23 protein-coding genes and 1 pseudogene are annotated in these 25875 nt (G+C 48.5%); 17 read left to right on the top strand and 7 right to left on the bottom strand.

The features are described 5' to 3' along the window. Nucleotides 1-99: 99 nt before the first annotated feature. The 7 genes from BM415_RS19590 to BM415_RS19560 all read left to right on the top strand — a co-directional run bounded on the left by BM415_RS19590 (nt 100) and on the right by BM415_RS19560 (nt 7679). Nucleotides 100-744, top strand: coding sequence for a ThuA domain-containing protein (locus tag BM415_RS19590; RefSeq protein WP_091160898.1), 645 nt, complete (start codon nt 100-102; stop codon nt 742-744). Nucleotides 745-797: 53 nt separating this feature from the next. Next, nucleotides 798-1199, top strand: a complete 402-nt coding sequence (locus BM415_RS19585) for a phasin family protein (RefSeq protein ID WP_091160896.1) — start codon at nt 798-800, stop codon at nt 1197-1199. After that, entirely contained in the window at nt 1199-2863 is a 1665-nt protein-coding gene (locus BM415_RS19580; RefSeq protein WP_091160894.1) for an ABC1 kinase family protein, read from the top strand. The genes BM415_RS19585 and BM415_RS19580 overlap by 1 nt, the downstream gene beginning before the upstream one ends. A gap of 20 nt (nt 2864-2883) precedes the next feature. Next, on the top strand, nt 2884-4254 hold the full coding sequence (locus tag BM415_RS19575; protein WP_091160892.1) for an aldehyde dehydrogenase: 1371 nt from the start codon (nt 2884-2886) through the stop codon (nt 4252-4254). Between the two features lie 32 nt (nt 4255-4286). Next, nucleotides 4287-5873 carry a DEAD/DEAH box helicase gene (locus BM415_RS19570; RefSeq protein ID WP_091160956.1) on the top strand — a complete coding sequence of 529 codons (1587 nt, stop codon included), beginning with the start codon at nt 4287-4289 and terminating at the stop codon, nt 5871-5873. A gap of 321 nt (nt 5874-6194) precedes the next feature. Then, nucleotides 6195-7049, top strand: a complete 855-nt coding sequence (locus BM415_RS19565; RefSeq protein WP_091160890.1) for an ABC transporter ATP-binding protein — start codon at nt 6195-6197, stop codon at nt 7047-7049. 153 nt (nt 7050-7202) lie between these two features. Then, nucleotides 7203-7679: a glutathione peroxidase gene (locus BM415_RS19560; RefSeq protein WP_091160889.1), complete on the top strand. Its 477-nt coding sequence runs from the start codon at nt 7203-7205 to the stop codon at nt 7677-7679. Between the two features lie 155 nt (nt 7680-7834). On the opposite strand, the gene BM415_RS19555 is transcribed toward BM415_RS19560, so the two are convergent. The 4 genes from BM415_RS19555 to BM415_RS19540 form a co-directional block, all read right to left on the bottom strand. Next, a complete protein-coding gene (locus BM415_RS19555) occupies nt 7835-8227 on the bottom strand; it encodes a VOC family protein (protein ID WP_091160887.1) in 393 nt (130 codons plus the stop codon). 53 nt (nt 8228-8280) lie between these two features. After that, the gene (locus BM415_RS19550) at nt 8281-8748 is read right to left on the bottom strand and encodes an SRPBCC family protein (protein WP_091160954.1); all 468 of its coding nucleotides are present in this window, start codon (nt 8746-8748) and stop codon (nt 8281-8283) included. Between the two features lie 35 nt (nt 8749-8783). Beyond that, entirely contained in the window at nt 8784-9128 is a 345-nt protein-coding gene (locus BM415_RS19545; RefSeq protein ID WP_091160885.1) for an ArsR/SmtB family transcription factor, read from the bottom strand. A gap of 193 nt (nt 9129-9321) precedes the next feature. Then, nucleotides 9322-10557, bottom strand: a complete 1236-nt coding sequence (locus BM415_RS19540; protein WP_091160884.1) for an MFS transporter — start codon at nt 10555-10557, stop codon at nt 9322-9324. A 441-nt stretch (nt 10558-10998) separates the two neighbouring features. On the opposite strand from BM415_RS19540, the gene BM415_RS19535 reads away from it, so the two are divergent. From BM415_RS19535 to BM415_RS19495, 9 genes and pseudogenes are all read left to right on the top strand, one after another. Beyond that, entirely contained in the window at nt 10999-12375 is a 1377-nt protein-coding gene (locus BM415_RS19535) for an FAD-dependent oxidoreductase (RefSeq protein WP_091160882.1), read from the top strand. Nucleotides 12376-12599: 224 nt separating this feature from the next. Further along, a pseudogene (locus BM415_RS19530) lies at nt 12600-13251 on the top strand (formate/nitrite transporter family protein); the annotation flags it as partial. A 377-nt stretch (nt 13252-13628) separates the two neighbouring features. Further along, nucleotides 13629-15698 (top strand): molybdopterin-containing oxidoreductase family protein, encoded by a 2070-nt coding sequence (locus BM415_RS19525; protein WP_091160880.1) that lies wholly within the window; start codon nt 13629-13631, stop codon nt 15696-15698. Between the two features lie 36 nt (nt 15699-15734). Continuing rightward, the gene (locus tag BM415_RS19520; RefSeq protein WP_091160879.1) at nt 15735-16970 is read left to right on the top strand and encodes an MFS transporter; all 1236 of its coding nucleotides are present in this window, start codon (nt 15735-15737) and stop codon (nt 16968-16970) included. A 343-nt stretch (nt 16971-17313) separates the two neighbouring features. After that, nucleotides 17314-18894, top strand: a complete 1581-nt coding sequence (locus BM415_RS19515; protein WP_311286714.1) for a carbohydrate-binding protein — start codon at nt 17314-17316, stop codon at nt 18892-18894. Then, nucleotides 18894-20999 carry a glycosyl hydrolase family 18 protein gene (locus BM415_RS19510; RefSeq protein WP_091160877.1) on the top strand — a complete coding sequence of 702 codons (2106 nt, stop codon included), beginning with the start codon at nt 18894-18896 and terminating at the stop codon, nt 20997-20999. The genes BM415_RS19515 and BM415_RS19510 overlap by 1 nt, the downstream gene beginning before the upstream one ends. Before the next feature lie 199 nt (nt 21000-21198). Then, entirely contained in the window at nt 21199-21696 is a 498-nt protein-coding gene (locus BM415_RS19505) for a GNAT family N-acetyltransferase (protein ID WP_244533600.1), read from the top strand. Between the two features lie 181 nt (nt 21697-21877). Then, the gene (locus BM415_RS19500; RefSeq protein WP_091160875.1) at nt 21878-22411 is read left to right on the top strand and encodes an RNA polymerase sigma factor; all 534 of its coding nucleotides are present in this window, start codon (nt 21878-21880) and stop codon (nt 22409-22411) included. After that, nucleotides 22398-24044, top strand: coding sequence for a DUF4179 domain-containing protein (locus BM415_RS19495; protein ID WP_091160874.1), 1647 nt, complete (start codon nt 22398-22400; stop codon nt 24042-24044). Before BM415_RS19500 ends, BM415_RS19495 begins: the two co-directional genes overlap by 14 nt. A 121-nt stretch (nt 24045-24165) precedes the next feature. Here BM415_RS19495 and BM415_RS19490 read toward each other — a convergent pair whose 3' ends face one another. From BM415_RS19490 to BM415_RS19480, 3 genes are all read right to left on the bottom strand, one after another. Next, nucleotides 24166-24381 carry a hypothetical protein gene (locus BM415_RS19490; RefSeq protein ID WP_091160872.1) on the bottom strand — a complete coding sequence of 72 codons (216 nt, stop codon included), beginning with the start codon at nt 24379-24381 and terminating at the stop codon, nt 24166-24168. A 164-nt stretch (nt 24382-24545) separates the two neighbouring features. After that, on the bottom strand, nt 24546-25094 hold the full coding sequence (locus BM415_RS19485; protein WP_091160871.1) for a GNAT family N-acetyltransferase: 549 nt from the start codon (nt 25092-25094) through the stop codon (nt 24546-24548). A gap of 76 nt (nt 25095-25170) precedes the next feature. Next, on the bottom strand, nt 25171-25425 hold the full coding sequence (locus BM415_RS19480; protein WP_091160870.1) for a DUF2164 domain-containing protein: 255 nt from the start codon (nt 25423-25425) through the stop codon (nt 25171-25173). Nucleotides 25426-25541: 116 nt separating this feature from the next. On the opposite strand from BM415_RS19480, the gene BM415_RS19475 reads away from it, so the two are divergent. Then, nucleotides 25542-25835, top strand: a complete 294-nt coding sequence (locus tag BM415_RS19475) for a hypothetical protein (RefSeq protein ID WP_091160868.1) — start codon at nt 25542-25544, stop codon at nt 25833-25835. Nucleotides 25836-25875 lie beyond the last annotated feature (40 nt).

The following is a 25875-nucleotide window of genomic DNA, read 5'->3' as shown; positions in this document are numbered from 1 at the left end:
GTGAATCAGCCGAATACAAATGGTGGATTTAGCTTATCGATTGAGGCTATACTAGGCTCTATGGGCTCACGGCTAAGAAAGAGCAAGGAGGAATGAAGAATGGAACGAAAGAAAGCATTGCTGTTAGGAGATTACACACACCCGATGTATCATCCATTGCAAGGCGTGGACGCAGAAATTAGTCATATTTTGCAGGAAGTGATGACGGTTCAGTGCAGTGAGAATCGGAACTTATTGCTCGCCGAGCACTTATCGGGCTACGACCTGCTAATTTCATATCTGGATGATTGGAAGGGAGCCATTGCACCACAACAGACGGCGGGTCTGCTCAGCTATGTAAGCGGAGGAGGGGCACTGCTTGTGCTGCACAACGGAATCTCCATGCACAATCGGTATGAGGCGGCTCAGCTGCTCGGGGGAAGATTTACAGGACACCCGGCACCACGGAAGCTTGAATTTAAAGTGGCCGCAGAGGGTCACTCCATCGTTGAGGGGGTAAATAGTTTTACAATGGAGGAAGAACCGTATCGATTCGAATTTGATCCATTCTCGGAGAAGACGGTCTTGCTTGAATATACAGATGGTGAAGGAACATGGCCTTGTGCCTGGGCCCATGTTTATGGGATGGGCAGAGTCGTATACCTCATGCCAGGGCATGACGTGCCTTCCTTCTCCGCCCAGCCCTTCCGCAAGCTGATTGTTCAGTCCGCGATGTGGGCAACACGTACAAAGATAAGAGTATAAGATGGCAAAAGCAGATATAATAAGAGAGGAAAATAAAGGAGGTCATCGTAATCATGAGCGACTTGTTCAAGAAGGCAGTATCCCTTGGCGTAGGATTTACCCTTTACAGTAAGGAGAAAATTGAAGGTGCTGTAAATGAGCTTGTTAAACGCGGAGAACTTGCTCCGTCCCAATCCAAGGCAGTCATTGATAAGCTGATGGAACGTGGAGCCGAGGAATCGGCCGGGATCAGGAAGGCCATATCGGATCAAGTGGAGAAGGTGCTTGTAGATCTTGGTGTGCCGACAAGAGCGGATGTAGCGAGACTTGAGAAGCGTATCGCTGAGCTTGAAGCTCAGGTTGCACAGCAGAAGCCGGCCGCAGATCCGGATTTGCCGAATAAGCCCCTGCCGGAAACGCCGATGCTTGAAGAAACAACGCCTGACATGCAGCCTCCTACCAAAGAGATCGAATAATGGCTGTTCGCGTGCAAAATGCAGGACGGTACAGAGATATTGCCATGGCGCTGATGCGTCATGGCTTCGGCTATATGGTGGAGGAAATGGGCTTCTTTCAAGCGTTGTCACTGCCTAGACGATGGATTATGCGGGAGGGCATTCCTGAATCGAAATCGCTGGGCGAACGAATACGCCATGTACTGGAGGATCTGGGTCCTACCTTTGTGAAGCTGGGCCAGCTAGCAAGCACTCGCTCTGATCTGCTTCCTCCGGGTATTGTACAGGAGCTGACCAAATTACAGGACCAGGTCCCTCCCTTCTCCTCCGAGATGGCGAAGGGGATTCTGGAGCAGGAGCTGTCTGTACCCCTGGAGCAGGTGCTCAGCCATTTTGATGACGCGCCTCTAGCCGCAGCCAGCATAGGACAAGTCCACGTTGGCAAGCTGGTGACAGGAGAGAAGGTAGCGATCAAGATACAGAGACCGGGCATTTCGCCGATTATAAGGCGAGATCTTGATATACTGAGGGACTTTGTTGCGCTTGCCGAGCGCAGGTGGGAGTGGGTGATCAGGTATCAGCTTCGGGAGATGGTCGAAGAATTCGCGGATTCTCTGCTCGCCGAGCTCGATTACAGCCATGAAGGAAGGAATACAGAAAAAGTAGGACAACAATTTACCGATAATCCGCATATACATATCCCCAAAATATATTGGGACTACACCAGTGCCAAGGTGCTGACGATGGAATATATGGACGGAATTATGCTGAATCAGCGCGAGGTGCTGCTTAGCCGGGGATATGAGCTGAAAGGAATAGCCCAGAAACTGGTTGACTCCATGCTGAACCAAATTTTTATTGAAGGCTTCTTTCATGCCGATCCGCATCCCGGAAATCTCATGATTATGAAGGATGAGACGCTGGCGTATCTCGATTTTGGCATGGTAGGGCGCCTCCATGGCGATATGAAGGAGCACCTGGCATCGCTGATCATAGCCTTGATGCGCAAGAACACAGACAGCATGGTACGAGCCATAGATAAGCTCGGCATGATTCCGGAAGGAATCAATATGAGCGTGCTGCACGGTGATCTGGATCGGCTGCGTGATGAATACTATGACATTCCCTTCTCCAGAATCAGCATAGGCAAGGCACTTAGTGATCTTTTTGGTGTGGCGCAGCGTCATCAAATTACACTTCCTCCGGATATTATCCTGCTGGGCAAGGCGCTGGTCACATTGGAAGGGGTTATCGAGCATCTGGACCCGAACATCAGCATTATTGATATGGCGGAGCCTTTCGGACGCAAGCTGGTGCGTGAGAAGCTCAATACTAGGCGCCTGCGTGGGAAACTGTCCAGTGGTGTGAGTCATCTTGTTGAGTCCATTATTGAATTGCCGGGGCAAGCCCGGCTTCTGACCTCGATAATAAACAAAGGAAAATTAAAATTAGAGGTGAGCGTTCCAGAGGTCGATCAGGTGATGAAGAAGCTTGACCAGATCAGCAATCGGCTATCCTTCAGTATTGTACTGCTTGCGTTCAGTATTTTGATGGTCGGGCTTATCGTCGGGGCTGCCTTAAGTGATCAGAAGTGGAATATTCCGATTGTGGAGATTGGGCTCGTGGTCGCGGGCCTTATGGTGGTATGGTTCATCATCCATATTATCCGTTCAGGAAGATTTTAAAGTAAGGGTGGTTATCACGAATGAACGGGATTAATGAAATTGTACAGAGACAAAAAGATTATTATAGCAGCGGAGCGACTCGCAGACTGGAATTCAGACTGGAGCAGCTGAGACTGCTTAGAGAAGGCATTGTACGGCGCAAATCTGAGATTCTGGAGGCTGTTAGAATCGATCTCAACAAGAGTGAACAAGAAGCGATCATGACCGAATATGGCATATTGCTGGAGGAGATTGATTTTATCAAGAAAAGGCTTAAGGGCTGGATGAAACGAAAGAGGGTAAAAACGAGCTTGAAGACGCACATTGGAAGCAAGGGATATATTGTGGCCGAGCCTTATGGCACAACTCTGATTATCGCCCCGTGGAATTACCCGTTCCAACTGGCATTGTCTCCGCTGCTTGGGGCTATAGCTGCCGGTAATACAGCGGTAATCAAGCCATCAGAGCTGACACCGCACGTTTCCGCTGTCCTTAATTCCTTGATTGGGGAGCTCTATGATCCGGCATACATTACAGTTGTTGAAGGCGCAGTGGAGACCAGTCAAGAGCTGCTGCGCCAGCCTTTTGACAAGATCTTCTTCACCGGCAGTGTAGCGGTGGGCAAGGTCGTCATGAAGGCTGCAGCTGAGCAGCTGACTCCACTCACGCTGGAGCTGGGCGGCAAGAGCCCCTGCATCATTCATCAGGACGCCCATGTGAAGCTCGCGGCCAAGCGGGTTGCCTTCGGCAAGGTAACGAATGCCGGTCAGACCTGTATTGCTCCGGACTATCTGCTTGTGCATGAAAGTGTCAGGGATGCCTTTGTAGAAGAGTATGCGAAGGCGATCAAGTCTTTTTACGGCAAGGACCCTGTGGAGCATACGGATTACGGAAGAATCGTATCTCCCAAGCATTTTGAGCGGCTGCAAGGATTTCTACAGACAGGCTCTATTGTGCTGGGCGGGGAAGTGAACGAAGAATCACTGAAGATTGCACCTACTATCCTGGAAGGGATCAGCTGGGAGGACCCGGTCATGCAGGAGGAGATCTTTGGACCGATTCTTCCCATGATGACATATCAGCACCTGGATGAGGTGGTGCATAGGGTCAATGCGCGTCCTAAACCGCTCGCCTTGTATCTATTTACGGAGAATAAAATGGTGCAGGAACGCATTATCGAACAAATTTCTTTTGGCGGAGGGTGTATTAATGATACACTGATGCATGTTGCCACACCGCATCTTCCTTTTGGCGGAGTCGGAGAGAGCGGGATGGGCAGCTATCATGGGGAATCGAGCTTTGCCGCTTTTTCCCACATGAAGAGTGTGCTTAAGCAGACGAATAAATTCGATATAAAGATGAAATATCCGTCAAAAAACAATTTGAAAATCATACGCAAAGTGATGAAGTAAAGCTTTGAGCGAATGGATATCATGAGGTGACTATTTTGAGTTTTGAACAATTAGGAATTTTGCCGGAATGGAGCGAGGTTCTGCGTCAGCAGGGAATTGCGAAGCCAACGCCGGTACAGGAGAAGTCGATTCCACTGGCCCTTGCGGGCTCGGATGTGATTGCAGAAGCACAGACAGGAACAGGCAAGACCTTTGCATTTATGCTGCCTATTCTGCAGCGTATCCATGCGGAGGATCGCGCCCCGCAGGCGCTCATCGTTGCACCGACCCGAGAGCTGGCACTGCAGATTACGACCGAAGCGAAGAAGCTGACGGAAGCGAACGAAGCGATTCGAGTGCTTGCCGTGTATGGCGGCCAGGACGTAGAGAAGCAGCTGCACAAGCTGAAGGGTGGAGCCCAAATTATTATCGGTACGCCAGGCAGGCTGATTGATCATCTGGGCAGAGGAACCCTTGTACTGGACAAAGTCAAGATTCTCGTTCTGGATGAGGCAGATCAAATGCTCCATATGGGATTCTTGAACGAGGTGGAGACGTTGATCAAGGCATTGCCTTACAAGCGTCAGACGATGCTCTTCTCTGCGACCATGCCGACAGGCATTCGCAGACTTGGCCGCACCTACATGAAGGAGCCAATTGACGTTAAAGTCAAATCCGATTCGGTTATTCCCATTAAGCAGATTCGTCAGCTGGTCGTAGAATGTACAGATCGTACGAAGCAGGAGGCGCTCATTGGAGCGATTGAGCAGTATCGCCCATACCTGGGCATTATTTTCTGCCGTACCAAGCGTCGTGCTTCTGCGCTGAATTCAGCGCTTCAGGACTTGGGATATGCGAGTGATGAGCTTCATGGCGATCTCTCTCAAGCGAAGCGCGAGACGGTGATGAAGGCGTTCAGAAACGCCAAGCTGCAATTGCTCGTTGCTACAGATGTAGCAGCCAGAGGACTGGATGTGGAGGGTGTAACCCATGTGTTTAACTATGACATTCCACATGACCCGGAGAGCTACATTCACCGGATTGGCCGAACAGGACGAGCGGGCGGCAAAGGTCTTGCTCTTACCTTTGCAGCACCGAAGGACAAGCCGGAGCTGGCACGCATTGAGCAGGGAACTGATCAGCGTCTGGATCGTGTGGGTTGGCAGAGCGGTTATGCCGGCGAGCCGGGCTCGCTCCAGAAGTTCAGCGGCGGAGGTACCACCATTGATACGCGGAAGGTTCGTTCGGATGCGAAGCGTGAGGGTGGCCGCTCCGGCGGGCAGGGCAGCGCTCGCAGATCAAGGGACGATGGCGGTGAACGTGGTCGCAAAGATGCAGGCGGGCATTCAGGCGAACGCCAAGATAAATCCCGGGGGTCACGCAGAGATAGCGGAGCCGGCGGCCGTGAAGGACAGAAGCGTGCGGATAAGGATCGTCCATGGCGCGCAGATAGCAAGCCTAGCTCTAGCAGAGGCACTGGCGGTTCTACTGGACGAAATGGAAGAGATGGACGAGGCGGACAGCCTTCATCCGGCCGCTCCGGCAAGCAGGCAGGTGGCCGCTCGGGGCAGCCATCAGCCAGAGGCGGCTCTGCTGCAGGACGTGACAGCCGCAGGGACGGCGGACGTAGAGGCAGGTAATGCCCTATTTAGATGAAATAACGGTGTAATGTGACTGACACACCTTCTAATTCCAGGCTTAAGATGAACTCTTTAGCTCACATTAGAAGGTGTTTTTTGTGTGGGTTCCTATTGCAGCACTTGACAAATGATAATGATTATCAGTATCTTTAAATAGAGTTTTAATTTACATCGATTGAATCAATTACATATCTCAAGGTATTATGAAATTGATTCGTTATCATTAATAATTCATCTTATCTTCATAAGAACTTCATTTCATTTACATACATCCAGGATTTAAGCTTCTGATGACCAACCATTCTAAGGAGATGATCGCTCATGTTTCGTTTAGAAACGACCGGACTGTCCATAGCCTACGAGGATAGACTTATAGTTGAGGATTTGAATATCCAGATTCCGCAGGGGAGAATAACAGCCCTTGTGGGAGCCAATGGATCGGGGAAATCTACGATTCTCAAAACGATGGCACGTTTAATGCAGCCGAAGGCGGGTCATGTATTATTGGACGGCAAATCCATCCATAAGCAATCGACGCGTGAAGTGGCGAAGCAGCTGGCTATTCTGCCACAGAATCCAACGGCCCCGGAAGGTCTGACGGTAACTGAGCTTGTATCCTATGGTCGTTTTCCTTATCAGAAGGGCTTTGGTTCACTCAAGGAGGAAGACAAGAAGATGATAGAGTGGGCGATTGATGCGACAGGATTAAATGAGTTCCATGACCGTCCCATTGATCAGTTGTCCGGTGGTCAGCGGCAGCGTGCATGGATTGCGATGGCACTTGCTCAGGATACAGATATCCTGTTCCTGGATGAGCCGACAACATTCCTTGACATGGCGCATCAGCTTGAGGTGCTTCAGCTGCTGGAGGAGCTTAATATCAGCTCGCAGCGGACCATAGTCATGGTTGTGCATGATCTTAATCATGCTACACGTTATGCGCATCATATGATTGCGATCAAACAGGGTAAGGCAGCGGCGGTTGGATCTCCGCAAGAGGTCATGACGACAGAAGTGATGCGTGAAGTGTTTGGGATCGAGGCGGATATTATTACAGATCCTCGTACAGGTGTTCCGCTCTGTCTGCCGTATGCACTTGCAGGTAGAGACAATGCGGGTCTTGTGGGGGCAACCAACTCGATTCATACACAGATTCGTCAAGTGGCGGGTGTGTAATCAAGGCACAGTTCATTCGCATGGGATAAATATTTAATAAGGCTTTCTTGCCAATGCAGGGAGCTTTTTTTATTTATTGGAATTGTTTTGATATGATTAGAGCTGTAAGACGCACAGGTAATTTGTATTGAGAATAAGAAGGAGGAGTTAGATATGTCAGTATATGATCACACTGCAGTCACGACCGCCAATCAGGAGGTCCCTCTTGATATGTACACCGGGAAAGTGCTGATAATCGCGAATACAGCGAGCAAATGCGGGCTAACGCCACAATATGGTGAGCTTCAGCAGCTCTATGATCATTACAAGGATCAAGGTCTTGTTGTACTTGCATTTCCTTGTAATCAGTTTGGCGGACAGGAGCCGGGAACCAGTGGGGAAGCTGAGGAGTTCTGTCAGATCAATTATGGTGTGAACTTTCCGGTCTTTGCAAAAGTAGAGGTGAATGGAGAGAACGCACATCCATTGTTCCAATACCTCAAAGAGCAGAAGCCTGGTGCTAACGAGACCAGTGATATCCAGTGGAACTTCACGAAGTTTGTCATTGACCGGGATGGACAGGTGGCTGAGCGCTTCGAGCCGAAGCAATCTCCGGAGGAGATGACCCAGCTGATCGAGAAGCTGCTCTAAGATGGTTTAATACGAAGGTGAAAAAGAGGCAATCCCACTGTTGATAGGCTCTTGGGAAACCAGATTCAGTGGGACAGCCTCTTTTTAGTATGATTCGTTTGTATTATTCCCAGTTGAACTGCTCATGCTTACAAGTTCCTGCTCAATATGCGCTCTTAAAGCAAGGTGAGCTGCCAGGATACGCCGAACTGATCGACAAGCCAGCCGAATTTGCGGCTGAACCCGTAGTTACCTAGGGGCATGAGATCAGCACCACCTTCACGAAGCTTAGCATGCAGAACATCGATTTCCTCTTCTGTATCACAAGTGATGTATATAGAGAAAGCAGGGGTAAATGTGAATTCATGCTTGATATTGCTGTCGATACACATGAATTGTTGTCCTTTGAGCGAGAATGAAGCATGCATTACCGTTCCTTCTTGTCCAGGCTCATTGGGAGCGTATCGGGTTAAGCTCTCAATTCTAGAATCTTCAATAATCGACGTATAATAATTCATTGCCTTCTCAGCCGTACCATCTTGGAACATTAGCAAGGGCGTTACCTTCATTCTGCAATCCTCCAGTAATCGTTATTTAGGGAATCCACGCGGGTAACCGTATGTTATCCTTTGTAAGAGATAAATCCTTCTTCAAGCAGCTGTTTCAGGCCCATGAACATAAGGTTCCAGCCATGCTCTGTGCCGTCATGGTATTCGCCAAGTGCCGCAGCAAGATCAGATTCATTCCACTGCTCTTCATGAGGCACCACAATATTTTGAGTAAAACGCATCTCACAGCTCTGGCCCATCGGCTCGATCTCTACAGTGATCGTATCAACCGTGTCGCTGAACTGCGGCATTTCGAAGGTGAAGGCAATCTTGGTCGGGGGTTCAATCTCCAGGTATTCTCCAATAGCCCGGTAGTCTTGCCCACCTCTGTGATCCACGATCTCCCAGCTTCCTCCCGCTCGAGGGTCATTCGTACACACCTTGTTCGTTCCTTCCAAAGTAAAAAACCATTTTCTCATCATTTCGGGATTCAGCCATGCATCAAATACGCGTTCGGCAGGAACCTCGAATTGACGGGTCATTTGAAGTGTCGTTATTGAAGATTCTTTTTTCAAAATTAATGCTCCTCCTTCTTTGCCTTTATCAGCTCTGTTTCCAGAAGATCGAACCGTTTATTCCAGAATTGTTCGTACACCCTGAGCCAAGAGGTCGCCTTGGATAAGGCCTGTCCATCCAGATGACAGATGTGGGTTCTCCCTTGAACCTTCCTATTAAGCAAGTGTGCCTGTTCGAGTACCTTTATATGCTTGGAGATAGCGGCTAGCGACATATCAAAGGGCTCAGCAAGCTCGCTTACGGTTCGTTCTTTGTCAGCCATCATCCTTATCATCTTTCTGCGTGTTGGATCAGCCAAAGCATGGAAGATCTGATCCAGTTCGTTTGTATGTTCATTGTTAACCATGTAGTTAAATATACACAACCGTTTGATAATATTCAACCTTTTGGTTTAATATCTTGCAGATCAACAGATTCATAATAAAAAAGCCCGACAACGATGAATCGATAATGATGATTCACTGGCGATGACGGGCTGTCTAAATAGAGATATGGGTTTCCATATATCGTGTTGAATTGAAACGGCTGATTTGTAAATGCTAATACCGATCCACCTGTTTAAATACGGGTGAAGAAGATTTGGATAGGGCATAATTATTGCTTCTCCTGCTGCGTATGATCATCCAGGCAGCGATGAGAAGCACAAGTCCGTTGAGGACGAAGATCCAGCGGATCGGCATCAGGCTTCCGAGCAGACCGCCGATAATGGGACCTGCCATTGTCGCGAGCTGTGACGCGGATTGGTTAAGGCTGAAGGCCCTTCCTCTAAATGCGGAATCCGTCGTTTCAACGATAAGGGCATTAATGGTTGGATACACAGCGGCAAAAAATAATCCGTAGCCAAACCGAAGCAGGCCGAAGCCGATATAATCGCTTACAAGAATCTGAAGCATATTACCGATACCGCCGCCGACAAGCCCAATTATGAGTATTTTGGAGTAGCCGATTCGCTGTCCAATCTTGGCCCACCTTGGAGCCATGATGATAGTGGCGATACCGACGGAAGAGAAAATAATTCCGGAAGTAAGGGAGGCTTCGTCTACAGATACACCCATCTCCATGACGTATACGGTGAGAAGCGGCTCCAGAATCATGACAGAAAAAGTCGTCACTGCCATAATGGCGAGCAGCGCCATAAATGGTTTATTGGCGGATGCCTGCTTAATATCATCCCGTACTCTTGAACGGGTGGCAGAACGATTGAAATTATGCTCTTTGACAAAAAACGTAGCGATGAGTGCAGAGACCAACACGATCAGGGCAGAGAATAAAAAAGCGTTGCGGTTACCATAGTAATGGCTGACAACACCGCCTATTAAGGGTCCGATGATGCTGCCTGTAGCTCCGGCGGTCGACATGACCCCGAGAGCATACCCGGTTTTGGCTTCTGGCGTGTTCGTGGCCACGAGCGCAATGGAAGCCGGCACGAAGCCAGCGAGCAGACCCTGAAAGATGCGGACTGCAATGAAGACATAAGGATCGTGCACGAAGTAGCTGATCAAATAAAGGAAGGCGAGTGCAAATCCTGATCGGATCAGCATCGGCTTTCGTCCGTATTTATCAGCAAGAGAGCCCCAGTAAGGGGATATCAGTGCACTGGCGAGAAAGGTAATTCCAAAAGCAACACCTGCCCACAGTTCGATATAGTCTTCTCCGACATTTAGCTCGGTATTCATAAAAATGGGCAAAAAAGGGATGGAGATGGAATAAGCTGTGCTGCAAAAAAATACGCCGACCCATAGCACAAACAAATTCCGTTTCCAAGAGAACTTCATAGCATACAACTCCTTTCATAAGAAAATAAACCGTATTTCGCGGCCGATCCGCTAACAGGTCTCATTCTACTCCTAAAATTTGTAATAGCCAATGGACGCAGAGTGAATGTAGATATGTTAAAGAAAGGAATCACTCTAAACGATCCCTTTGTAATCAAGGTTTTTTGGCTCATTTGTTTTCTTTAACAGCGTTATAAACAAAATTTTTTGTAAAAATTTAAACTTAGGCTTGAATTGTGAAATTAGTCACATTATAATAAAGACATAAGACATAGTGAAATTAATCACAAAACAATATGCAGAAATGCTTCAGGGCAGGAATTCTACAGTTAGCACTTTAGCTTGACGAAATGAGAGCCCTGCATTTTTAGTAATATAGTAGTGAATTATTTCACAGCATAGCCATTCCGCTTTTTTCTATCCTTAAGGAGGTATTTTAGAATGAAAGTAGCCGTTATTGGATGTACACACGCTGGGACAGCAGCCATTATTAATACAGCAAAGCTTTATCCGGATGCCGAAATTACAGTTTATGAACGCAATGACAATGTTTCCTTCTTATCCTGTGGAATTGCACTATACGTTGGCGGGGTCGTTAAGGATCCTCATGGATTGTTCTATTCTTCACCTGCACAGCTGCAGGGGCTGGGCGTCAAGATGCATATGCTCCATGAAGTAACCGAAGTGGATACCAAGGCAAAATCGCTCAAAGTGCGCAGCTTAAACACAGGTGAGGAGCTCGTGGACACTTATGACAAGCTGATTGTGACCACAGGATCGTGGCCGATTATTCCGAATCTTGATGGGATCGATCTGAACAACGTGCTTCTGTGCAAGAACTATGAGCACTCCAACACGATTATCGCCAAATCCCAAGACGCACGTCATGTGACCGTTGTAGGAGCAGGCTATATCGGTATCGAGCTGGTAGAAGCGTTTCAGATGAATGGTAAAGAGGTAACGCTGATTGATGCTGAGGACCGTATCCTAAGCAAATACCTGGATGCTGAGTTTACCGACCGTATCCAGTCTGACCTCACAGACAAAGGCATTCAGCTTGTGCTTGGTGAGAAGGTGAGCCGCTTTGAAGGGGAAGAGGGAAGTGTCCGCAAAGTCGTTACTGATAAAGGCACTTATGAAACAGATCTGGTCATTCTGTGCATTGGCTTCCGTCCTAACACCGAGCTCTTGAAGGGGCAGGTTGACATGATGCCGAACGGAGCGATTCTGGTGGACCGTTACATGCGCACGAGCAATCCCGATGTCTTTGCAGCTGGAGACAGCAGCGCAATCTATTACAATCCAACTCGACAAGTGTCCTATATTCCTCTTGCGACCAATGCTGTACGGATGGGTACTCTTGTTGCCCGTAACCTAAAGGCTCCTGTGACACGTTATATGGGAACCCAAGGTACATCAGGTATTAAGATTTATGAGCAAAACATTGCGGGAACAGGCCTGACGGAAGCGGGCGCAGCGGCAGCAGGTCTTAAGGTTGAGAGCGTCACTCTGGAGGACAGCTATCGTCCAGAGTTCATGCCTACGGCGGAGAAGGTTCTGATTAAAGTGATATTCGAGCAGGAATCCCGCCGAATCGTCGGCGCACAGCTGATGAGTGAAGCTGAGCTCACGCAATCCATTAACACCTTGTCCGTATGCATCCAGAATGAGATGACTGTAGATGAGCTGGCGTTTATCGACTTCTTCTTCCAGCCGCACTACAACAAGCCGTGGAACTTCCTGAACAGTGTAGGACAGAAAGCGCTGAAGCCGGTTGATGCTAAGGCTCAAGAGGAGAAGGAAGAGGTCCTTGTTTAGAAAAGGGAATATTCTCTTGCTCTTTAAAAAAGGGTAAGCTGATCATGACGGACCGTCAGAGCATAATGCTCTGGCGGTTTTTTTTCATACACGTCAAATATTTGTGACTTTATTGTAAGTCTCCTGATCGTCACATCTGTAAGTAAAGAATAGTCTTCCAGCACAAGCACATCTGCATTGTGAATTTATTAACAATCGATAATATGAAAAAGCATTACAATGGAGGTAGTATTACCAATCTGATTCGGGGCGCTTGTTTTCCCTATTGGCCTGGTGCTGGTATTGATCGCCGGAGGAGAGCTTCTGACAGGCAATATGATGGCTGTATCTCTGGCACGATTGCGAGGGAGAATCTCTACGCTTCTTCTTATCCGAAATATGGTGCTCGTCACGTTGACTAATTTTGCGGGAGCTCTTTTTGTTGTTTACTTTTTCGGACATGTGCTGGGACTCACAGGTGAAGGCATCTATCTGGATCAAGTGGTGGATATGGCGGGACATAAGCTGGAGGACAGCTTCCTGCAGGCCTTTATTTCGGCAATAGGCTGTAACTGGCTTGTCGCCCTAGCGGTATGGCTGTCTTATGCGGCAGATACGATGAGTGGAAAATTGCTGGGGATATGGATTCCGACAGCAGCGTTTGTCGCGATTGGGTTTCAGCACGTTGTCGCCAACATGTTTCTCATACCCGCTGCGATATTTGAAGGACATTATTCTTGGAGCATGTACCTGGCTAATTATATTCCGGTTTGGCTGGGCACAGGTGGAGCCGTGTTTGTAGCAGGTGCCTACTATTTGGCGTACCTCCATGAACAGCCGCAAGGTAGGAGTCTTGCTGAGGGAGCCAAAGATCATACTAAAATTCGCCATGTCTAGGTTCGGGGGAACGAAACCTTTACATGACGAATTTTCGGGAGTGGTCTATGATACGGCACTTGGAGGAGGGGTCTTCCTAACTCCTAACTGCCTTGATTTTTATTACCCTTGCCTATAGATGATGAAACAAGCGTAAAAAAATATTTCGATTGAAATGTAACGACTTAGAATGAATTCAGCAGGATACGGTGTAAGTGCGCGAGAGGTCGTATTTATACTTGTAAGCAGCTCATGTTTAGCGGTTACCGCCAGTGACGGGAGCTGCTTTTATTTTTTGTCACACTTTGACGATTCTGGAATCCGGAATTATGATAAAGGAACTGGTTTGAGCGAACTTGAAACATAAGAAGTGGCATGGGAAAGGAGAGTAAGACGTGATGAATGAACAGAATGGAATATTTCCTGCCGTCTGTCCGCTGGATTGTCCGGACACCTGCGGTCTGCTCTTGCATAAGAAGGAAGGCAAAATCGTGAAGGTAACAGGCAACCCGGATCATCCGATTACGAAGGGCGCCATTTGTAACAAGGTCCGAAACATGACAGAACGCATCTATGATGAGAAGCGTCTGCGGTATCCTCTGCGGAGAACGGGTCTCAAGGGCGAGGGCAAATTTGAGCGGATTACCTGGGAGGAAGCGATCAGCGAGATTACAGGACGTTTGAAGGCTATATCGCTGGAGTACGGAGCAGAGGCTATTTTGCCTTACAGCTTCTATGGAAATATGGGAATTCTCGGCGTGGACGGGATGGATCGGCGCTTCTTTAATGCGCTTGGTGCAAGTCGGCTGGAACAGACCATATGTAATGCAGCTGGCACCACTGGATGGAAATATACAATGGGTGCGAACCGAGGGACGGTGCCGGAAGAAACAGAGTATGCTGATGTTATTATCGTGTGGGGCGGAAATATTATCAGCACGAACATGCATCAAGTAGTACTTGCAGAGAAAGCGCGTAAAGCAGGCGCCAAGGTCATTGTGATTGATGTCCACCGCAACCGCACGGCACAGTGGGCGGATTGGTTCATCCCGCTGTATCCCGGGACCGATGCTGCACTTGCGCTCGGGATGATGAACGTGCTGTTCGGGAAGGGGCTCGTGGACGAGGCATTCTTGCAGCAATACACGGTAGGTCACGAAGAGCTTCGCGAGCATGTCAAGGCCTATACACCAGAGCGGGTATCTGTTATTACCGGTGTTCCGGTTGAGGATATTGTGAAGCTGGCAGAGACATATGGTCAGGCCAAAGCGGGCTATATCCATATTGGCAACGGTCTTCAGCATCATGATAATGGGGGGATGAATGTACGGGCTGTTGCATGTCTCCCTGCACTAACAGGAGCTTGGGCGAAGCTTGGGGGCGGAGCGTCGAGATCGAACAGTGGGTATGCCAGCTTAAACAGCGACCTACTAGAGCGCCCTGATCTCAGAGAGAACCCGGATGCACGAAGCATTAATATGAACCAGATCGGTGCAGCCCTTCACGATGAAGAGCGGCCGATTAAAGGGATGTTTGTATACTGCTCCAATCCGCTCGTGGTCGCTCCGGATACGAAGCGGGTAGAGCAGGGCTTTGCACGGGAGGATCTGTTTACAGTGGTTCATGATCTCTTCATGACAGACACGGCCAAATATGCGGATATTGTGCTTCCGGCCACCTCTAATTTCGAGAACACCGATTTGTACAGCTCGCCGTGGCACCAATATGTGCATATCCAGGAGCCGGTCATTGCGCCGCTTGGCGAAGCCAAGAGCAATGTGGAGCTGTTCTCGCTGCTTGGACGAGCTATGGGGTTTGATGAAGCAGCCTTCAGTGAAACGGAGCTGTCTATGATCGAGGGAGCGCTGGGTTACCCGGACAATCCGTACTTGAATGGGGTAACGGTGACTAAGCTTATGGAGCAGCGCTTCGTGAAGCTGGACATGTCAGAGTATGAACATTTTCTTGAACACCTGCCTACTCCCTCCGGCAAAATTGAGCTGTATTCCGAGGTGATGCTCGAGGCCGGTTTGTCACCCATGCCTGTCTATGCGCCGCTTCATGAGGGATATGACGGCGAGCATCCGGCAGGAAGGGAAGACAAGTATCCACTTATGTTTCTTTCGCCGCCGAATCATAACTTCTTGAATTCGACGTTTGCCAATGTAGAAAAGCATCAGAAGATGGAGAAGCATCCGATGCTGCATATCCATCCGCGAGATGCAGAGGAGAGAGGCATTGAGGAGGGAGATCAGGTCGTTGTATATAATGACCGGGGAACCTATCAGTTAACAGCCAAGGTAGGTGAAACCATGCTTCCCGGGACGGTCATCAGCCAAGGTCTCTGGTGGGAAGGAGCGGGAGGCAGGCAGCGTGCTAATATGCTAACGCCGGACCGATTGTCGGACATGGGCAGAGGGGCTACCTTCTTCTCAACAACGGTTCAAGTCATCAAGCAAGATAAGTAATCATTCGAAGTTAATGACAACGCGGGAGAACAGAACATGAAATGGCTTGAACAATATCCGAAGGAAGTAAAAATATTTTTGATCGCTAGCCTCGTAAATGCTACCGGCAGTTCACTAATGTGGCCGCTCACCACGATGTATGTATTTGATGAGCTGGGCCGGAGCATGTCACACGCTGGCTTTGTTATATTGATTCAATCGCTGGGCGGCATCTTCGGCCAGCTTCTCGGCGGAGGCTTATATCATAGAGTAGGTGTGAAGAAGCTGATCGTCGGCTCGCTGCTGCTGAATGCCATCGGGCTGTTCACTCTGCCATGGATCAGTGAGGTATGGTGGCTGTTTGTGGTCATGATGGGCTTGATCGGGCTGTTCAATTCCTTGTCCCTGCCTGCCATTCAAGCCTTTGTCGGCTTTCGCTTTGCTGATCGCAGAGGCGAGCTGTTCAACGTCATCTATGTCGCTCAAAATATCGGTGTTGCGCTTGGAACAGCACTCAGCGGATTCCTCGCCGATATATCCTATCATTTAAGCTTTATTATGAACGGTGTCACTTCAGCTATATTTGGCGGCTACTTCTTTATGTATTTGAGCAGGGTTGACCGGGAGCAGGGAACGACATTTGTCCCGACACAGCAGAAGCAGTTGAAGCCGCAGGAGGATAGAACCTGGTATCTGCTTCGCAACGTTCGGTTGTACCTTTTTATCAGTGTGGGTTCCCTATTCATCCTACTCGGTAACTCCATATGGAACACGGGGGTATCGCCCTTCATTATTGAAGAGGGGATGGAGAAGAAGGCGTACAGCCTGCTATGGACGCTTAACGGTATCCTTATTTTTGTGGCTCAACCGGTTACCTCACTTATCAAAAGATGGTTTGCGCAGACTTCGTCTGCCCAGCTGATCGTAAGCGCCGTATTCTACACGGCAGGCTTTGCTGTTATTGCGCTGTTTCAGCATTATCCCGGCATGATTCTGGCGATGATTCTCATTACGCTTGGTGAGATGCTGATCTCGCCTGCTACACCAGCGTTTATCTCTGAGCATGGAGGAAAGGCAGCTCCATTTTACTTAGGTGTATCAGGGGGCATTGCTGCCATTGGACGGGTTGCGGGTCCTTACGCAATGGGAGTCATGTATGATGCAGGAGGACTATCTCCCGTTGCCTGGTTCGCTGCGATTACAGCAGGAATCAGCATTGTCGCTTTTGTCATTCATGCCAAAGTGAATGCTTCAAGTAGACATGCTCTCCAAGAGGAATCAGCAGTTCTATAAAACTCTTGAGCTATATATCATTTGTATCCATCGAATCAGACTGTTTCTGACGAGTCCACCGGACTTCACGAAACAGTCTTTTTTATGCGGGGAATCACACATTTTTCACCCTCTATAGCAATAATTTATCCCTTATCTTCCCTATTGTTTGCTGTTTAAATACTAGGTGAGGATTTGTAAATTCCCTGTAAACTCTGGATGAAGGACCGTCTTAGAATGGAGCGTCCAAGGGAAGGGTCCGATTAATTAATGAAAGGAGTGACGATGTAAGGCCGCATGAGCACGAATAGAGCCCCTATCTTTGCTCGAAAGATTAATAGAATTAGTACAGGAGGGATTTTGCTTGAATCAGGCTGTTCAATTCCGCCGTGTGATGACAATCGCTATGGTCATTCTTCTCATTCTTCCGTGGCTTGCACCAAGAGCTGACGCTGCTGCAGAGTGGCAGGCAGGGATCGCATACAAGAAAGGAGATATTGTCACATATCAGAACAAGAATTATGAATGTATTCAGGCTCATACAGCCCTAACCGGGTGGGAGCCGCCGAATGTGCCGGCGCTGTGGAAGTATATCGGCGATGGATCGGGAGAGAACCCGACCCCGGCTCCGGATACGACACCGCCTTCAGTTCCAACCGGACTCGCTTCAACACTCGTTACGGAGACATCCGTTCAGCTGATCTGGAACGCTTCGACAGACAATGTGGGCGTAACCGGGTATGAAGTGTACCGAAATGGCAGTCTGACCGCCAGTACGACATCGGCCTCAGCCGCAATCAGTGGATTAACCGCCGGTACGACGTATAATTTCACTGTGAAATCCAAAGATGCGGCAGGCAATCTGTCCGCTGCAAGCAGTCCTCTCAGTGTAACCACCTCTACAGGATCTACAAATCCGGGTCCTGCGCCAACCGGCAGCAAATGGCTGATCGGATACTGGCATAACTTCGATAACGGATCTACTAACATTCGACTTCGCGACGTTTCACCAGCCTATGACATCATCAATGTTTCTTTTGCTGAACCTGTCTCCCATGGCAGCGGAACGCTCGCTTTTACACCGTACAACTCCACCATAGAACAATTCAAATCCGATGTTGCTTATCTCCAAAGTCAAGGCAAGAAAGTCCTTCTCTCCATGGGAGGCGCAAACGGGACCATCGAGCTCACCGACGCGACCAAGCGTCAGCAGTTTGAAGAATCACTCAAATCGATTATTTCCACTTATGGCTTTGACGGTCTTGATATTGATCTCGAAGGAAGCTCGTTATCTCTTAATGCCGGAGATACAGACTTCCGCAATCCAACAACCCCTAAGATCGTGAATCTAATCAACGGAGTCAAGGCAGTTAAAGCCCATTTTGGCACTGAGTTTATTCTGACCGCTGCACCTGAAACAGCTTACGTACAAGGCGGATATTTGAGTTATGGCGGTCCATGGGGCGCATACCTTCCAGTAATACATGCCTTGCGTAATGATCTGACCCTCCTGCATGTACAGCATTACAACAGCGGCTCGATGGTGGGCCTGGATGGACGCTCCTACTCTCAAGGAACAGCCGATTTCCACGTCGCCATGGCTGAAATGCTGCTGCAAGGATTTAATGTAGGCGGAAGCGGGGGGCCCTTCTTCAGTCCGCTGCGTCCAGATCAGATTGCCATTGGTGTCCCTGCTTCTCAGCAAGCGGCAGGAGGGGGCTATACTGCACCAGCCGAGCTGCAAAAAGCAATGAATTATTTGGTTAAGGGTGTATCCTACGGCGGTTCATACACGCTCCGTCAACCTGCAGGGTATGCAGGAATTAAAGGCATTATGACCTGGTCTATTAACTGGGATGCCTATACGAACAACCAGTTCTCCAATGCACATCGTCCGTTCTTAAACGGACTTAGCACGCAAACAACGAAGGAGGTCGTATACTAATGCCGAAGTTTCGTAACCGTAACGCATTTGCCAGAGCCGCCAAGCTATTTCTTGGCCTGTCTATGATCTTATCTATTATTGTTCCTTCTCTTGCGTTAACTACAGATAAAGCGGAAGCTGCTGATAATTATAAGATTGTCGGATATTATCCTTCCTGGGCAGCCTATGGCAGAACTTATAACGTATCGGATATTGATCCAACCAAAGTAACACATATCAATTATGCATTTGCTGATATTTGCTGGAACGGTATTCATGGTAACCCGGACCCGACGGGTCCGAATCCGACAACCTGGAGCTGTCAGGATGAGAACAGTCAGACGATCAATGTTCCGAACGGAACGATTGTGCTGGGCGATCCTTGGATTGATACAGGCAAACGGTTTCCAGGTGATGTCTGGGATCAGCCTTATGCAGGCAATATCAATCAGCTGAACAAGCTGAAGCAGATTAATCCGAATCTGAAGACGATTATCTCTGTCGGCGGCTGGACGTGGTCTAACCGTTTCTCCGATGTCGCGGCAACTGCGGCCACAAGAGAGACTTTTGCCAATTCGGCAGTAGATTTCCTGCGCAAGTATAACTTTGACGGTGTGGATCTGGACTGGGAGTACCCGGTATCAGGAGGTCTGGACGGCAACAGCAAGCGCCCTCAGGACAAACAGAACTACACCCTGCTGCTTAGCAAGATCCGCGAGAAGCTGAATGCAGCGGAAGCCGTGGATGGCAAAGACTATTTGCTAACGATCGCAAGTGGAGCTTCTCCGACTTATGCTGCCAATACGGAGCTGGCAAATATCGCATCGATTGTGGACTGGATCAACATCATGACTTACGACTTTAATGGCGGGTGGCAAAAAATTTCTGCACATAATGCACCTCTGTACAATGACCCGGCAGCAGCTTCCGCAGGCGTACCAGACGCTAGCACGTTTAACGTGGCAGCAGGAGCGCAGGGACATTTGGATGCAGGTGTGCCTGCAAGCAAGCTTGTACTTGGTGTACCTTTCTATGGCCGCGGCTGGGATGGATGTACTCAGTCGAATAATGGGCAGTATCAGGCATGCTCAGGCGGTTCATCTGTAGGAACATGGGAGGCAGGCTCCTTTGATTTCTACGATCTGGAAGCAAACTACATTAACAAGAATGGATATACACGTTATTGGAACGATACAGCGAAGGTTCCTTATCTGTACAATGCAACCAATAAGCGATTCATCAGCTATGATGATGTGGAGTCCATCGGACACAAGACAGCTTATATCAAGAGCAAAGGGCTTGGTGGAGCGATGTTCTGGGAGCTGAGCGGTGATCGTAACAAGACACTTCAGAACAAGCTGAAAGCCGATCTGTCTACCGGAGGCACAACACCACCTCCTGTGGATACGACTGCGCCAAGCGCTCCATCGAATGCTCGTTCTACCGCGGTAACGGCAAGCTCTGTAACGCTTGCATGGAATGCTTCGACAGATAATGTAGGTGTTACTGGATATAACGTTTATAACGGTGCTAGCCTGGCAGCAACGGTGACAGGTACCACTGCTAGTGTGAGCGGTCTTGCGGCGAACACTTCTTACACCTTTACAGTGAAAGCGAAGGACGCTGCCGGCAACTTATCTGCAGCCAGCAATGCGGTAACTGCGAAGACTTCCGGCACGACACCGCCTCCCGATACGACAGCTCCAACAGTACCAGCTAATCTGTCATCCACAGCCCAAACGACCTCCAGTATCTCACTGAGCTGGACGGCTTCAACAGACAATGTAGGTGTAACAGGATATGAGGTATACAACGGAGGGGCTTTGGCAGCGTCAGTGACCGGAACTACAGCGACAATCAGCGGCCTTGCGGCAAACACCACGTATACTTTTACAGTGAAGGCGAAGGACGCTGCCGGTAATCTATCTGCGGCAAGCAGTGCGCTTAGTGTGAAGACGAAGGCGGAAACAGGAAATCCAGGCGCAACGCCTTGGCAAGCGAATGTAGCTTATACGACGGGACAGCTGGTGACCTATAATGGCAGCACGTATAAATGCCTGCAAGCCCATACTTCCTTGCCGGGCTGGGAGCCTGCGAACGTACCGGCCTTGTGGCAGCTCCAGTAGCGGCGTAATCATAACCATTAGAGATACTCCCGGATCTTTCTTCGGGGGTATCTCTTTTTCATGCGTGTTAATATAAGGCGTTATCTGTCATTTCATCTGTAAATCTGTCAAAAGCCTGTGATAGAATAAGAAAAAACGCTTATGCTAGTGGCGTGGTTCATTCGAGCTGAAAGAGCGTGAATAGAAGGGTTGGATTCATGTGATCATTATCCAGGAGGCAATAGAGGTCCGGCTTTCGCATCTAAGAGATGCAAGACAGCTTATGGATCTGGATGCGCTTGTATGGGACGAGCATACCGCACCTGGACCGGTTCATTGGGAATCCAGGGAGCAGTATTTGCATGCTTGCCCGCCAGGGAGCCAGATTATTGCGGTTATGGACACTCGTGTTGTCGGCTATGTTGGATTCAGATCACCGACTGGACTGAGGAGCAACTCGCATGTATTGGAGATTCATATCGCCGTCCATCCCGCTTACCAGATGCGGGGAATTGGGAGCATGCTCATGGATTCGGTGAAAGAGCTAGCGAAAGAACAACAAGTGAAGAAGCTCCGTTTAAGAGTGCTGTCCCATAATAAGAGAGCACTTGCTTTCTATCAGAAATGCGGCTTCATTGAAGAAGGCCGGCTGATGAATGAATTCTGTATCGGCGGCAAATACATAGATGATATATTTATGCGCTATTTGTTGAACTAATGGATGGACTGTATTCTTTAATTGGCGTAAAACATTAGGCAACCGTCTGATTCTTTTTGTAAGAAGCAGGCGGTTTTTTGCTGCGGTGAGAAGAAACAGGAGTTTAGGAATAGTTGAAAAATGAACCGATTTTTGCCCTCGATTGTCTATAAAGCATCAGGTGAAGAGAGGAGTGCAGTCATTGACCGAACGAGAGCTGTTTGATTCGTACCATAAAGATGTGTACAGAACATGCTACTACATGCTTCAGCATGCACAGGATGCCGAAGATGCATGCCACGATATTTTTATAATGGTATTTCGTCAGCAATGGAGCAGCGTAGAGCATATCAAGGCATGGCTCATGCGGATCACGATGAATCATTGTCTAAATGTACTGAAGAAAAAGAAGACGAAAAGAGACAAGCAGAAGCTGGTGCAAATCCAGCATGACCAGTCAGCCGGACTAACCAAGACCCCGGATGACATCGTAATAGAGCGGGCGGAGGCAGAGGAATATGCCACGCTGCTTCACCAGCTTCCAGACAAGCTAAGGGCTGTCGTTACGCTTCGCTACAGCAGTGATATGTCTACAGCGGAGATTGCGGAGACGCTCCATATTCCTGCAGGTACAGTCAAGTCCCGGCTTCACAAGGCGCTGAAGCTGCTCCGAAGGGACATGGAAACGAATGATAGGCTTCATATGAAAGGAGAGAAGACACTTGGAATCCATTGAGAAAAAGCTGAAAGATGAAGTGCAGCGTACCCCCGTTTCTTATCCTGATTTTGATCAAATGTTTGAGAGTATTCAGCGTGGAGAGCTTCGTGATAAGGATACAACGCTGGAAGGCACTAGAAGCAGGAGGAAGCGTAAAGCAGCCATAGCGGTGAGCATTGCTGTAGCTCTGACGGCTGCGCCTGTCTACGCTGCAATCAACTATGATTGGACGGATGTTCTCTCTACACGAACGGGTATACAGACAGCGCTGGAACAGGGACTCGGTCAAAGTATAGAGCAGTCGGTGACTAAGAACGGAATAACCTTGACGGTCCATACCGCTTTTACAGATGAGAACCGCACCGTTCTCCTATACAGTCTCAACCCGGGTCAGGGGAACAGCCAGCATATTTACTATGAATCCATGCAACTGGTAGATAGTAAGGGAACGCCAATTGAGGGGAATTACGTACAGCGCTGGAACGAAGAGCTGGGTATGTATCAAGGGTATTTTGAAACAGATTGGGTCATGAGCACGCAGAATACCGAGATGGATTTTGAGCTGAAAAATATCCGCTGGACAGAGGACACATCGTATCCCATCGCTTTTGATCCCAAGCAGCAGAGTAATCAAACCTTCTGGGTACAAAAGGACGGCATTGACACCCTCAGCATCAATGCGTTCGAGCAATCCGAGGATAAGCTGCTAGTGAAATCCTCTGTATCTCTAATCGACCCATCTGACAAAGACTGGTCCTGGTATCGCTTGGAAGCAAGGAAGGGGAGCGGAGAGGTCATTGCAGAAGCAGAGCCATCTGTATTCGGAACGCCGGGTCTAAAGCAGGAATACACGACACAGCAAATTTATAACACGACCGAAGTAAATGAAGAGGGCACTGAGTTTAGACTTGTCTATGACCGAGAGGTCAATAGATCGGATGGAGAATGGACTCTTCATTTCTCTTTGTCCAAGAAACAAATGGAGAGCGGCACAGTGAAGAAGCAGCTGGATATTCCCATTGAAGAGATACCGGGAGGCAGTAAAATTACGGAGATGATTGTCACTCCGACCCAAATTCGTATTGTGCTGCAGCATGAAGAGGAGTACACGAGGGTGCCTTACCTGAATTATCATCTCGATATAGGTGGGAAGCGAATCACGGGCTTTGATGCTTATCAGGAGGACAAATACAAATCGGAGCTTCGGTTTGAATTATCACCTGATATCGAGCTCTCCTCTATTGGAGCAAGTCCGATAACTCTAATCGCGGCACATCGAGCTGACGAGCTTAAGGGAAGCGAGGAGCCGGTGCTGTTAACTGGAATTTCAGAGGAGAAGCAGAGCTTTACACAAGATTATGAAGGTTATCCGGTCACCTGGACTTACTATACGAAGGATAATAATCTATATATCGAATCAGAAAGCAGTGACCTCAAGTTTGGCGGCATTAACCAGACCTATTACGGTCAAGGAAAGGACAAAGTGTATGGGGTCCCTTCCATCCAAGACTTTGCTGGTAATGGGAAGAACAAAAGTATCGATGTATACGAGAATTATACAGGAGCGAGTGAGCTCGAGATTTATGCATTTATGTACCGAACTGAACAGCCTGAAGCTGAGCTCCGCGTCACGCTCACTGACGGAATGTAAATATATTACTTCATAGCTATTTCAGGACGCAACAATAGGGGAAGCAATTCTAATTCAACATGAAGCGAGGCTGTCCACAAGCAGGACAGCCTCATTGTTTATGTCTTATTTTAAGTGTTGCTTATCCCGATATCTTGTTTCGTGCATTGTCTGTAGCAGCCTGCTGAGGTCCGAACTCCACCTTGGCGGAGATCCTTTTGTTTGATGCCTGTGTTTTCTCCGTGTCTGAGTTTAGCTGCGCTTGATTGCTGTATGGACTTGCATTCAGCGCCATTCCCATCGTTAAAGTCATCGCAAGTGAGCTGGACATCACCCATTGCGACATGGTCTTATTCATGTGTTCATACCTTCCCTTCCTAATGTGGGGACATCTATACCTTAACCAAACGGGATGAAGTCAGGATGAAGGGAAGCTTAAGTTCACATTAAAAATATAAGACCTGTGCGGATGTCTGCACAGGCCTTATCATGTTCATTATGTAGTATAGATAGTATAGCTAGCTAACGGAGCAGCTTCCATTCACTTTGCAGCATGCCATAAACGGCATGGTTTACATAACCATGAGGCAGTCTTTCCGCCTCCCGGACAATACCCTCCAGGACAAATCCGAGTCTTTCCGGAATTCCACGGCTCTTGTGATTACCGGTAGCGCAGCGGATCTCCACCCGGTTCAAATCAAGCTTAATGAGCGCATAATCAACAAGTGCGCGGCAGGCCGAGCTCATCAGGCCCTGACCTTCATGATTCTTGCCAAGCCAGTAGCCTATGCTCACAGATCTGTTATTCCAGTCGATCTCATGAAAGCCGATGACGCCGGCAAGCTCGTCTTTGACCCAGATGCCGGCGGTAAATCCACCGTTGTCCGACCCTTGCTTGAGCGCATTTTTGATAAAATTAACGGAATGCTGTTCTTCTACAATCTGATCTACCCATGGCAGCCATTCACGCAGCCGCTCTCTGGATCGATCTGTAAGATTGAATAATGCGCCGGCGTGCTCGAGTGACAGCGGTCTTAATTCAATATCTTCATCGACCTTGTATGCAAACATCATCAAACCTTCTTTCATCCATAGAGTAAAATAGATAGATCATAAATGCAGCGTTAAAATGTTTATAAGATTAGATTCATCTTGATAACGGGATTTTTTTCTCCAGTGCATATATATCGTCTTCCATGGATACCATCCGCTGATTGACGAGTGTGCGGCAGTCGCTGAGCGCCTGATTATATATATAGGGAGAGAGTGATGTCAGGAAGAAATCAAGCATGCTGTCTGCTGCCAGATCACCGATGGTTTCTCCCCGCTCGGCTTCAAAATGCTGCTGGATTAGACGAATCATCTGCTCTTTCTGCTCTTTGGGCAATTTGGTAGCTTTCATCTGATATACTCCTTTTACACCTCATTTTCCTTCATGCTACCTTATATTAGGCGAACCGTCAAAATGACATTTACCGATAATTAAGATGAATATAATTCTGAGAGGAAGTGCCGGATATGCCTATGCGAGCCTCTACGAAAGTACTGCTCTGGCTGTCGATGATTAGTATGCTGGTCACTTTGGTTATGCTGTGGATGACAAGAGGAAATATATTAGTAGTCATATTCATTCCTATGATTGTGGCAGCTCTTTACGCTCCGAACGGCATGCTCAGCAGTATGCTGTCCTGGGTGATTCTTGTATCAGGGTATCTGCTGCTGTTGGCAGTTCTCATACTGGACATGTACCTTATTCGTTGTATCGCCCGTGTGGTGCAAGGGATAATGAGAGGGGGGAATTCCCGCCTATAAAGAAGTGCTGAGTATGTGAGAATCATTGCGGAGCGCTGGA

This window comes from Paenibacillus sp. 453mf, assembly GCF_900116105.1.
GTDB classification, from domain to species: Bacteria; Bacillota; Bacilli; order Paenibacillales; family Paenibacillaceae; genus Paenibacillus; species Paenibacillus provencensis.
The sequence above is the reverse complement of the archived record's forward strand: the minus strand, read 5'-3'. Positions and strand labels throughout refer to the sequence as shown.